The sequence below is a fragment of the Bacillus thermozeamaize genome, from assembly GCA_002159075.1.
Classification (GTDB): domain Bacteria; phylum Bacillota; class Bacilli; order ZCTH02-B2; family ZCTH02-B2; genus Bacillus_BB; species Bacillus_BB thermozeamaize.
This window is the reverse complement of record LZRT01000086.1, coordinates 59,733-69,814: the sequence shown is the minus strand read 5'-3', so window position 1 is coordinate 69,814 and position 10,082 is coordinate 59,733. Positions and strand designations below refer to the sequence as shown.

The following is a 10,082-nucleotide window of genomic DNA, read 5'->3' as shown; positions in this document are numbered from 1 at the left end:
AAGAGGAAGGTCATGGTCAGTAAGGGCAAGCCACCCAAGTATACCTCTTTGAGGTGAATGTTGGGTTAGATTTTCAAATGAGTGATCTATTCCGTCTTCGGTAAGATTTTTATATGGGTTGACACGGCCCCAATTTTGCCATGGTCATGATCATCTAGGATCCCATGCACCACATCAATGATTGCGAACCAAGCTGCTATGGGCAAGTGCGCCTGTCTGAGTTGGCGCAGCAAACAGTCAGGTTTGTATGCCGCCGAAAACCAGGCTGCCAACCAACCCGGCAAGAGCCGCAAGCCTAGATTCGGAACCTGTGATGATCCGGAAAACCGGTGCATCTGGCCAACGTGCCGCTGCACTTATCGACCATCTTATGCACTTGGGTTTCCGCCTGCCCCTTCGCCTTGCTTCTCACGAGGTCCACGGCAGGCTGGGGCTCTCCTCTCCGGCAGCATCACCGTCACGGCGGTCCTGGTCTCGGATGCACACATTGTAAATCAGAGAACCAATCCAAATCAATATGTGTTTATCAATGCCATTTCAATACAAACCATTCTCACCACGCAAAAAATGACCCTCCGTTGGGACTCGGATCTGTGCATCTATCTGCGCATCTAAAAGAGGGTTCGTGAAAGGGATTTGGGCTATGGCAAAGGGGATTTGTCTGCCGAGGGTTGGCGCACATCATAACAGGGGTTGCATTGACATCACGGGGAACGACTGATAAACTTAAGAAGATCTACAGATTCTCACTTTTTCATCAATACATAGAATAATAGCAATGCACCTCTTTGAATATAGAAATGCACATCTTTTAGCACGCGGATGGGTTCAAAAAAGATGCAAATACGGAGGAGGGAGACGGCCCGATGGTCAAGTTCACGAAGATGGAAGGACTTGGAAACAACTACATCTACATCAATAACATCGAAGAGAAGGTGCCCGAAGAGCGGCTGCCGGAACTGGCCCGGGCCGTAAGCGACCGGAACTTCGGCATCGGCAGTGATGGCCTCATCTGCGTCCTCTCTCCCACGGCCCCCGGCCACGACTTTCGCTTCCGCATCTTCAACGCCGACGGTTCAGAAGCCGAGATGTGCGGCAATGGGATGCGCTGCTTCGCTCGCTTCGTCTACGACAGGGGTCTCACCAGCAAGACCCGCTTCCTGGTGCAAACCTTGGCGGGCACCATCGTGCCGGAGCTTATCCTCGGGGAAAACGGTCAGGTGACGGCCGTAAAGGTGGACATGGGTCCGCCGCATCTGCGCTCCACCAGCATCCCCATGGCAGGTCCCGAACGGGAGCCTGTGCTTGATGCAGAGCTGGAAGTGGAGGGGCGCCGCTTCGTCTTTACGGCTGTCTCCATGGGGAATCCGCACATCGTGATCTTTGTGGATGATGTGGCAGCAGTGGATCTGGCCTACTGGGGCCCCCGGCTGGAGCATCACTTCCTCTTTCCCCGGCGGACCAACGTCCACTTCGTGCAGGTTCTGGATTCGGCCAATCTCCGCATGCGCACCTGGGAGCGCGGTTCGGGCATCACCCTTGCCTGCGGAACCGGCGCCAGTGCCGTCCTGGTAGCCGCTCACCTCAAGGGGCTGGCGGGCCGGGAAGCCTCGGTGCAACTCCCCGGTGGAAGCCTGCGTATCGAGTGGGCCGCCGATGGACACGTCTACAAGACGGGGCCCGCCAACTATGTCTGCACAGGGGAATTTCTGCGCCCCTGGTAGCGGCGGCAGCCGGCGCCAAGCGCCAGCCACGGCTTCGCTTCCCAGGCGCCGCATTCGAAAAATTCCCTCATACTTCGCGCCTCATGCCTCATACTTCGCGTCTCGGCTGTTGGGCGCCTTTGGCCTGGAATCGCAACGTTTTCCGGATAATCAACAATGAAACGCAGCATCTTTGGCGACGGCGATCCAGCCGCTGTTCACCTCAACCCCATGATCTGGTAGAGTTTCTGGATATCGAAATGGGAACGGACGATGGAGGCCAGCGCGCGGTAACTCGCCTCCCTGCGAGCCGATTCAGATACGACGTGTTCCGCTACCGGCTCCATTCCCTTCTCACGGCGAATATGATTCAGCCAGGCGCGGGTGAACGAGCGGTTATGAAAAATGCCGTGAAAATATGTCCCCCAAACGCGCCCGTCATACGCAACCGTGCCGTCGGCACGCCCGTCCGCAAGGCGGATGAAGGGTTGGCTGCCTTGCTCCGCCTTCGTCCGTCCGAGGTGAATTTCATACCCGGTTACCCGTTGATCTAAAGCAAAGCGCCCGCCAATGACCCGGCCTTCCGTCCGCACTGTTATCTTGTCGGCAACAAACGTCGTTTCCACCGGCAAAAGCCCGAGACCGTCCAACACCTCATGCGTTGACTCAACGCCGTGCGGATCAAACAACTTTTTGCCCAAAATCTGGTACCCGCCACAAATGCCGACGACATGCGCACCCCTCTCCGCCGCCGTGACAATACGCGCCGCCAGTCCGCTTTGTTGCAGCCAAATGAGGTCTTCCGTCGTGTTCTTGGTTCCCGGTACAAGGATGATATCCGGATTCCCCCAATCACTGACCCTCGAAACGAGACGCACGTTGACGCCGGGCTCATCGTACAGGGGGTCCATATCCGTAAAGTTGGAAATGTGGGGAAGGCGTATCACATGTATGTTCAATGCCGTGGCCGATTCGTCCTGTTGTTTCAAGCGGAGGCTTTGTAAGGCGAGGGAGTCTTCCGCCTCGATTCCTGTTTCCACGTAAGGAATGACTCCGAGAACCGGCAGTCCCGTCTCTTTTTCCAGCCAGTCCAGCCCAGGCTGGAGAAGCGAGCGTTTGCCGCGAAATTTGTTGATCACGAAGCCTTTTACCCGCTCCCGCTCCTTTTTCTCAAGCAGGGCAAGCGTCCCCACGATGGACGCGAACACCCCTCCCCGGTCGATGTCGGCGACAAGGACAACAGGCGCATCAGCCAGTTCCGCCACCCGCATGTTGGCAATATCGCGATGTTTCAAATTAATCTCCGCCGGACTGCCCGCGCCTTCGATCACGAGGATGTCGTATTCCTCGGACAGGCGTCGCAACGAATCCTTCACCACCGGCAACAGCTTCCGGACATATTCTTCCCCGTAGGCACTTGCTTCCGCGTCCGCGTAATGCTTGCCGCGCACAATCACTTCCGCGACCATGTCTTGTTTCGGTTTTAACAAGATGGGATTCATGTCCACGGTCGCTTCAATGCCGCACGCTTCGGCCTGCACTCCCTGCGCCCGGCCGATCTCGCCACCGTCCGCCGTGATATACGAATTGAGGGCCATATTTTGCGCCTTGAACGGCGCCACCCGGTAGCCGTCTTCGTAAAAAATGCGGCACAGCGCCGTGCAGAGAACGCTTTTCCCCACATCAGACGCCGTGCCTTGCAACATGACCGCTTTCAGACCCGTTCCTCCTCCCAACAGCGCCGCGTACCCTTCTTCAATGTTGCGCTGGATGGCCTTTCGGGGAAAACGCCATGGGAACCGCTGCGCCGTTTTAGCCGTTCAGGATCTCCACCAACAGTTTGTTGACCAGCTGCGGATTGGCTTTCCCCTTGGTTTCCTTCATCACTTGGCCTACCAGGAATCCCAAGGCGCGTTCTTTTCCGTTGCGGTAATCGTTTACCGATTGCGGGTTTGCGGCAATGACTTTTTCCACAATTTCCCTGATGGCGCCCTCATCACTGATCTGGACCAAGCCCTTTTCTTTTACAATCGTTTCCGGATCTTTCCCGCTTTCCAGCATCTCCGCAAAGACGGTTTTGGCAATTTTGCCGCTGATCGTGCCCTTTTCGATCAACTGAACCATTTTGGCCAGATTTTCCGGGGTCATTTTCACCTGGTCAATCTCCAGGTTATTTTTGTTCATGTATCCGAGCAACTCAACCATGATCCAATTGGAGATGCTCTTGGCGTCAGCGCCGGTGGCAACGGCCGCTTCAAAGTAATCGGCCAGCTTCTTTGAGGCGGTAATCACCCCGGCGTCGTAATCGGGCAGGCCATATTCCCGCACATACCGCGTTTTACGGGAATCGGGCAGCTCGGGAATGCTGTTTCTGATCTCTTCCACCCATTCGCGGGGTATATGAAGCCTCACCAGATCCGGTTCCGGAAAGTAGCGGTAATCGTGGGCTTCTTCCTTGGAACGCATCGCGATCGTCTCTTTGCGCCCTTCATCCCAGCGACGGGTTTCCTGGATCACTTTTTCTCCGGCATCAAGCAATGCCGCCTGTCGTTTTACCTCGTATTCCAACGCCCGTTGCACGCCGCTGAAGGTGTTCATGTTTTTCAATTCCGTCTTGGTGCCAAATTCCTTTTGGCCCACCGGGCGCAAGGAAATGTTGGCGTCGCAGCGCAAGGATCCTTCTTCCATTTTCACATCGGAAACTTCGGTATACAAAAGGATCGAACGCAGCTTTTCCAGGTACAGACGCGCTTCTTCCGGCGAGCGGATGTCCGGAGCGGAGACAATTTCGATTAACGGCACGCCCACGCGGTTGAAATCGACGAGGGTATCAAAGCCCCCCTCCTGGTGCATCGATTTTCCCGCGTCTTCCTCCAAATGCAGGCGGATGATGCCGATCCGCTTTTTCTGCCCGTCGATTTCGATTTCAATCCATCCGTTTTTTCCGATGGGCTGGTCATACTGGCTGATTTGATAGGCTTTGGGCAGATCGGGGTAGAAATAATTTTTGCGGTCAAATTTGGTATGTTCGGCAATCTCGCAATTGAGGGCCAAAGCCGCTTTCATCGCGTATTCCACGGCACGCCGGTTCAATACGGGCAATACCCCGGGATGTCCCAGGCAGATGGGACACGTATTGGTATTGGGAGGCGCGCCGAACTGGGTGGAACAACCGCAAAAGATTTTCGACTCCGTCGATAATTCCGCGTGCACCTCTAGGCCAATTACGGTTTCATATTTCATGAAGAAACCCCTTTCTCACAATACCGGGCGTTTTTTGTGATGATCGGTCTGCTGCTCAAAGGCGTGCGCCACCCGCAACACGGTCGGTTCGTCAAACGCCTTGCCGATAACCTGCATGCCGACCGGCAACCCGTTGGACGCAAATCCGGCAGGCACGCTGATGGCCGGCAGTCCGGCCAGATTGACCGGAATGGTGAGGATGTCGTTGAGATACATCGTCAACGGATCCTCGATCTTCTCGCCGATCTTGAACGCCGTCGTCGGCGTGGTCGGTCCGATGATCACGTCGTAATTCTCGAACACCCGCTCGAAGTCCCGGCGGATCAACGTGCGGACCTTTTGCGCCTTCAAATAGTAAGCATCATAATATCCCGAACTCAAGGAATAAGTACCCAGCATGATGCGGCGCTTTACCTCCTGGCCGAATCCCCGGCTCCGGGTTTCCTTGTACATCTCCACCAAATTGCCCTCATATTCCGCCCTTACGCCGTACCGAACCCCGTCGTAACGAGCCAGGTTGGAAGAGGCCTCAGAGGAAGCGATAATGTAGTATGTAGCCACGGCGTATTCCGAATGCGGCAGGGTGACTTCTTCCACGACAGCCCCCATGCCTTCCAGTACTTTAAGGGCTGCGAGGATTTTTTCCTTCACTTCTTTATCGATGCCTTCCCCCAGATATTCTTTGGGGACGCCGATCTTCAGCCCTTTCACATCCCCTGTCAAAGCGCTGATGTAATCGGGGATGTCCACGTTGGCGGATGTGGAATCCATTGGGTCATGCCCGGCAATGGCCTGCAACACATAGGCGGCATCCTCCACGTTCTTGGTGAGGGGCCCGATTTGATCCAGTGATGAGGCAAAGGCAACCAAACCGAAACGCGAAACCAGTCCGTATGTCGGCTTCAGTCCCACCACGCCGCAAAAGGCTGCCGGCTGGCGGATCGATCCGCCGGTGTCCGAGCCAAGCGCAAAATAAACTTCCCCGGCTGCCACAGCCGCTGCCGATCCGCCGCTGGAACCACCCGGGACATATTCGAGGTTCCAGGGATTGCAGGTGAGTTGAAAGGCGGAATTCTCCGTAGAAGAGCCCATGGCAAACTCGTCCATGTTGCATTTGCCCATGACGACGGCTTGTCCAGCTTTGAGACGTTCAATCACCGTCGCGTCGTAGATCGGCTCATAGTTTTCCAGTATCTTGCTCGCGCAAGTGGTCTTCATTCCTTTGGTGACAATATTGTCTTTAATACCCGCAGGCAAACCGAACAAAATCCCGACAGCTTCCTTTTCGGAAAGCAGTCCGTCCAGTTCCTTTGCCTGTTCCTCGGCTGCTTCATTCCGGCTCAAGAAAGCCTTCACTTTTCCGTCCACAGCATCAATTCTCTGGCGCGACTCCCGAACCAGGTCCGAGACGGTATACTCCTTGTTATGTAAATCGCTGTGGATCTCCGTCAGGCGTTTTTCCAACAGAGACATCTGCGCAAACCCCCTATTCTTCGATGACAGCAGGTACCCGGAACATACCGTTCTCATGGTCGGGAGCGTTTTTCAACACTTCCTCCCGCGGCCAGGAAGGTCTTACGTTGTCTTCCCGCATGACATTGGTGATTTCCAACACGTGACTGGTAGGAGGCACGTCCTGGGTATCCAGTTCGTTCAATTTGTGAAAAAACAAAAGGATATCGTTCAGGTTGCGGGTAAACCGATCCTCTTCCTCAGGAGACAACTGCAGCCTGGCCAGATTGGCCACATGTTGCACTTGTTCGCGCGTGATCTTGCTCAACTGTTTCAACCCCCTTCCAAAACCACGGCTTCATCATTATCAGCAGTGCATGTTCTGTTCTCACTCGATTTTTATTATTCTCCTTGTGGGATTCTCCCGTCAAGTGCGGAACAATTCGCACATTAAAACCGGAAAGCCCGCACAGCTAATCCAAAAAGCCCAGCAGTTTCTGCATCTCTCTGGGATTCTCCTCGCCAAAAAAGAAAATGGTTACAAGCAAAAAGATCAGGATGGGGAAAGATAACGCGGCACCCCCATTCTTATTGGCAGCGCTCATCTGGACACCTTCCTTCCTCCAGCAAGGATTCGGCATTCACGGTCATTGGATGCTTTTTCTGTACGCCTCAAACAAATCTTGGAGCGAACGGGAATCATGACTCCTTATGATTTTCGCGATTTTCTCCTTGTCGATGTCGCGCAAAAAGTTGTCGCGGTATTTTCCGATGACAAAGATCGTCAAGTGACCCACCCGCCGCAGGAGAATGCCATCCACCGCCAACTTGCCGGACAGCAACAACAAAGCCGTGACGAACTCGATCGTGCCCACGCCGTCAATACCGGTCCCGGTTGTCCGGTGCAATCCTCTCCTGTTTCCCTTCGCAGCCATGTCCTTCGCTCCCTTGAAAAAGGCTATACAGGAGTATATGATTGAAAACCTCCCCTTGCTCATCATGAACGTCCCGTGCCGCCGGATTTGAGGCTTGGAAACGGGCTTGATCAAACAAGAAGAGACTGTCCCTTTCATGCCAGCAAATTTAGGGACAGTCTCTCTAAAGTGGAGCGCGATATCCATCCGCTTTCTGCATCCTACATGTTCCGCAATTCGTCCTCAATCTCCTCCTGCCAGCGTTCAATGGCTTCCTGACGCCGTTCGTTTTTCTCCTGCATCCGCACCTTCTGTTCACCGGAAACCTCATTGTCTTCCACGTAGTCGCGGGACGATCGGATCCTCTCCTGCGTGGTTTCAATCATTTTTTTCATTTTCTCGACATTTTCTCTGGACATTTCCCATCACACTCCTACACTGGTTTCTCTTCTTAGTGTGCGGGAAATCAGCCTATTTTATCCATCAGGCATTGGAGATCGGCGGAGCATCACCAGAAGGTAAAGTGGCTCCTGGCTGTTGTTGAGCACACCGAAACTCACATTACCTTCGCAAGTCAATACCTGCGGTGCCGTCGCCGGCAATTCTTCCTCATCCACCCGAAAAAGTCCGCTGCCTTGGAGGACAAACACCTGCAGGTAAAAATCGGGATGTTTGTGGGGAGGCAAAGCCTGTCCGGGCAAAAAGCCAAACAGGATCAAGACCATCTCTTGCGAACGAAACAGAACCTGTTTGGTCGGACCGTCGGCAGATAAGGAATACGCCTCCGTCAGCGTGGCCAAATTCATGATCAATCCCTCCTCTTTCTTCCCCACATCCCTTACAATGAAAATAAGAAAGTGATGGAAGGGCGGGCGCCGCATGTTCCACCTTTTTCGAAAGATCCCCTTGTTCCGTGACATCGAGCCGGACGCGTTCGAGCGGCTGCATCTGAGGTTCGATCAACGGAATTACCCCAAACATGGCACCATCTTCCGCGAAGGGCAGGAGCGGGAAGCGATCTTCTTCATCCTCAAAGGCATTGTCAAAACCTATAAAGTGGATGAAACCGGGAAGGAACAACTGATCTCCCTGTTGCATCAGGGAGAAATGTTTCCCCATGTCGGGCTTTTTGATGACGTCCCTTATCCTGCCACGGCAGAGGCAATCCAGGAGACCGAGCTGCTCGTCATCCCGATTTCCGATTTCAGAAACCTGCTGGCCAGCCACCCTCGGATGGCGGCGCAAGTGATCGCTCACATGGAGCAAAAAATCATGGACCTGCAGCAACGCCTGCAAAAGATGATGTCAGCCGATGTCTTGCACCGGTTGATTGATATTCTTTTACACCTGGCCGATGAATACGGCGTGGTTCAAAACGGGCATACCGTCATCCATATCCCGCTGACCAATCAGGATCTGGCCAACATGCTGGGCACATCCCGCGAAACAGTCAGCCGCATGCTGAATCACCTGAAAAAGGAACAACTGCTGGACACAGGGCGCCAGCAGATCATTCTGTACGATCCGGAAAAACTGAAATTAAAGAGGAATCACTATTGAAGTTCATATGAAAATAGGGGGCCAATGCTTGCAGCCTTTCCTCCGGAATGGCCTGTTCGATCAAGGGAAAAATGATCCGCTCTTCCCTTCGGACATGACTCTCGAGCAAATAACCCAGGCGCGACATTGTTTCCTCCGTGACGTCACCCCGGTTCAGGATCTGATCGACGAGGGACCGGATCTGTATATGTTCCAGCAACATCCGGACGATTTCCGGATGATCCGGCGAGGCATACTGGGCATACGCGGGAAGGAGAACCTCTTCTTCCTCACGAAAATGTGCCTGGCCGCCGGAATGCCAGAAGGCGGCCAATAGATCACGCACCTCTTCCAACCGGTATCCCTTGTGCTGGATACCGGCCATCTTCAGGCGCTTGGCCGCAGCAAGGGCATGATGATGGTGATGGGACAAGGGATGAAGCGCCGGATGCCGTTTCATTTTCCATTCCTCCTGAAAGCCAAAAGATCGAAAGTGGTATTCCAAGCATACCACACTTAGGGTGCTTCAATCATACCTGAAACAATGATCGCAGACTGTGATCTGGCTCACGGTATGGATTCCGGTTTTGTTTCATACTAAAATAGGCCTATTCCGATAAAATCGAACGAAATGGAGGAAAAAAGAATGAATGTCTTGGAAGCCATTCGCCAACGGCGTGAGATCACCCGCTACCAGCAAAGGCCGGTTGAGCGGGAGGTCCTGGCGCAGTTGCTTGACGCGGCATACCTATCGCCGACCGGCAACAACCTGCCGTCCCGGGAATTTATCCTTGTCACGGACAAAAAAATGCTGGAACACCTGTCCCAATCCACTCCTTTTGTTCCATGGCTGAAAGAAGCCGCGGCGGCCATCGCCGTAACCGCCCGTCCGGATGTCAGCAAGTACTGGCTGCAGGACGCCTCCATTGCCTGCGGATTCATCTGGCTGGCGGCGGTCGGCCTTGGTCTGGGGGCAGCCTTTGGGGCCATCTATCATGCCGAAGACGCAGAAGAGTCGGCGCGCCGGGAAACCTATGTCCGGAACGCGCTCTCGATTCCTGCGGACCGGCGGGTGGTGGCCATTCTCGGCCTGGGCTATCCTGACCAGCAACCGGCGCCAAAAGAGCCGCTGCCAAGGGAGGAAATCATTCACTTGGAACGGTTTCGGCCACCTGCGCCGGAAAGATAATGTGACACATTCCAAAGCTTCTACTTAATGACACCACTTGAC

Annotated in this window: 12 protein-coding genes; 3 read left to right on the top strand and 9 right to left on the bottom strand. The window is 54.2% G+C overall.

Going from position 1 to position 10,082, the window contains the following annotated elements:
• Nucleotides 1–86: 86 nt before the first annotated feature.
• Nucleotides 87–356, bottom strand: coding sequence for a hypothetical protein (locus BAA01_04105; protein ID OUM86781.1), 270 nt, complete (start codon nt 354–356; stop codon nt 87–89).
• Nucleotides 357–866: 510 nt separating this feature from the next.
• On the opposite strand from BAA01_04105, the gene BAA01_04100 reads away from it, so the two are divergent.
• Nucleotides 867–1,724 carry a diaminopimelate epimerase gene (locus BAA01_04100; protein OUM86780.1) on the top strand — a complete coding sequence of 286 codons (858 nt, stop codon included), beginning with the start codon at nt 867–869 and terminating at the stop codon, nt 1,722–1,724.
• Nucleotides 1,725–1,921: 197 nt separating this feature from the next.
• Here BAA01_04100 and BAA01_04095 read toward each other — a convergent pair whose 3' ends face one another.
• The 7 genes from BAA01_04095 to BAA01_04065 all read right to left on the bottom strand — a co-directional run bounded on the left by BAA01_04095 (nt 1,922) and on the right by BAA01_04065 (nt 8,193).
• Nucleotides 1,922–3,421 (bottom strand): cobyric acid synthase CobQ, encoded by a 1,500-nt coding sequence (locus BAA01_04095; protein OUM86788.1) that lies wholly within the window; start codon nt 3,419–3,421, stop codon nt 1,922–1,924.
• 94 nt (nt 3,422–3,515) lie between these two features.
• The gene (locus BAA01_04090) at nt 3,516–4,946 is read right to left on the bottom strand and encodes an aspartyl/glutamyl-tRNA amidotransferase subunit B (protein ID OUM86779.1); all 1,431 of its coding nucleotides are present in this window, start codon (nt 4,944–4,946) and stop codon (nt 3,516–3,518) included.
• A gap of 15 nt (nt 4,947–4,961) precedes the next feature.
• Nucleotides 4,962–6,419 (bottom strand): aspartyl/glutamyl-tRNA amidotransferase subunit A, encoded by a 1,458-nt coding sequence (gene gatA / locus BAA01_04085; protein OUM86778.1) that lies wholly within the window; start codon nt 6,417–6,419, stop codon nt 4,962–4,964.
• Between the two features lie 13 nt (nt 6,420–6,432).
• Entirely contained in the window at nt 6,433–6,726 is a 294-nt protein-coding gene (locus BAA01_04080) for an asparaginyl/glutamyl-tRNA amidotransferase subunit C (protein ID OUM86777.1), read from the bottom strand.
• A gap of 319 nt (nt 6,727–7,045) precedes the next feature.
• Nucleotides 7,046–7,333 (bottom strand): hypothetical protein, encoded by a 288-nt coding sequence (locus BAA01_04075; protein OUM86776.1) that lies wholly within the window; start codon nt 7,331–7,333, stop codon nt 7,046–7,048.
• A gap of 200 nt (nt 7,334–7,533) precedes the next feature.
• Complete coding sequence (locus tag BAA01_04070; GenBank protein OUM86775.1) at nt 7,534–7,731, bottom strand: hypothetical protein; 198 nt, start codon at nt 7,729–7,731, stop codon at nt 7,534–7,536.
• Between the two features lie 57 nt (nt 7,732–7,788).
• Nucleotides 7,789–8,193 carry a hypothetical protein gene (locus BAA01_04065; protein ID OUM86774.1) on the bottom strand — a complete coding sequence of 135 codons (405 nt, stop codon included), beginning with the start codon at nt 8,191–8,193 and terminating at the stop codon, nt 7,789–7,791.
• On the opposite strand from BAA01_04065, the gene BAA01_04060 reads away from it, so the two are divergent.
• Entirely contained in the window at nt 8,192–8,872 is a 681-nt protein-coding gene (locus BAA01_04060; GenBank protein ID OUM86773.1) for a hypothetical protein, read from the top strand. The genes BAA01_04065 and BAA01_04060 overlap by 2 nt on opposite strands.
• Here BAA01_04060 and BAA01_04055 read toward each other — a convergent pair.
• Nucleotides 8,823–9,311: a hypothetical protein gene (locus BAA01_04055; GenBank protein OUM86772.1), complete on the bottom strand. Its 489-nt coding sequence runs from the start codon at nt 9,309–9,311 to the stop codon at nt 8,823–8,825. The genes BAA01_04060 and BAA01_04055 overlap by 50 nt on opposite strands.
• Before the next feature lie 186 nt (nt 9,312–9,497).
• Here BAA01_04055 and BAA01_04050 point away from each other — a divergent pair, with 186 nt between their 5' ends.
• Nucleotides 9,498–10,040 carry a nitroreductase gene (locus tag BAA01_04050; GenBank protein OUM86771.1) on the top strand — a complete coding sequence of 181 codons (543 nt, stop codon included), beginning with the start codon at nt 9,498–9,500 and terminating at the stop codon, nt 10,038–10,040.
• Nucleotides 10,041–10,082: the final 42 nt, after the last annotated feature.

Coding starts and splice junctions, on each gene's coding strand:
- BAA01_04100 (OUM86780.1), top strand. CDS start 867: ATGGTCAAGTTCACGAAGATGGAAGGACTTGGAAACAACTACATCTAC.
- BAA01_04090 (OUM86779.1), bottom strand. CDS start 4,946: ATGAAATATGAAACCGTAATTGGCCTAGAGGTGCACGCGGAATTATCG.
- gatA (OUM86778.1), bottom strand. CDS start 6,419: ATGTCTCTGTTGGAAAAACGCCTGACGGAGATCCACAGCGATTTACAT.
- BAA01_04075 (OUM86776.1), bottom strand. CDS start 7,333: ATGGCTGCGAAGGGAAACAGGAGAGGATTGCACCGGACAACCGGGACC.
- BAA01_04070 (OUM86775.1), bottom strand. CDS start 7,731: ATGTCCAGAGAAAATGTCGAGAAAATGAAAAAAATGATTGAAACCACG.
- BAA01_04060 (OUM86773.1), top strand. CDS start 8,192: ATGTTCCACCTTTTTCGAAAGATCCCCTTGTTCCGTGACATCGAGCCG.
- BAA01_04065 (OUM86774.1), bottom strand. CDS start 8,193: ATGCGGCGCCCGCCCTTCCATCACTTTCTTATTTTCATTGTAAGGGAT.
- BAA01_04055 (OUM86772.1), bottom strand. CDS start 9,311: ATGAAACGGCATCCGGCGCTTCATCCCTTGTCCCATCACCATCATCAT.
- BAA01_04050 (OUM86771.1), top strand. CDS start 9,498: ATGAATGTCTTGGAAGCCATTCGCCAACGGCGTGAGATCACCCGCTAC.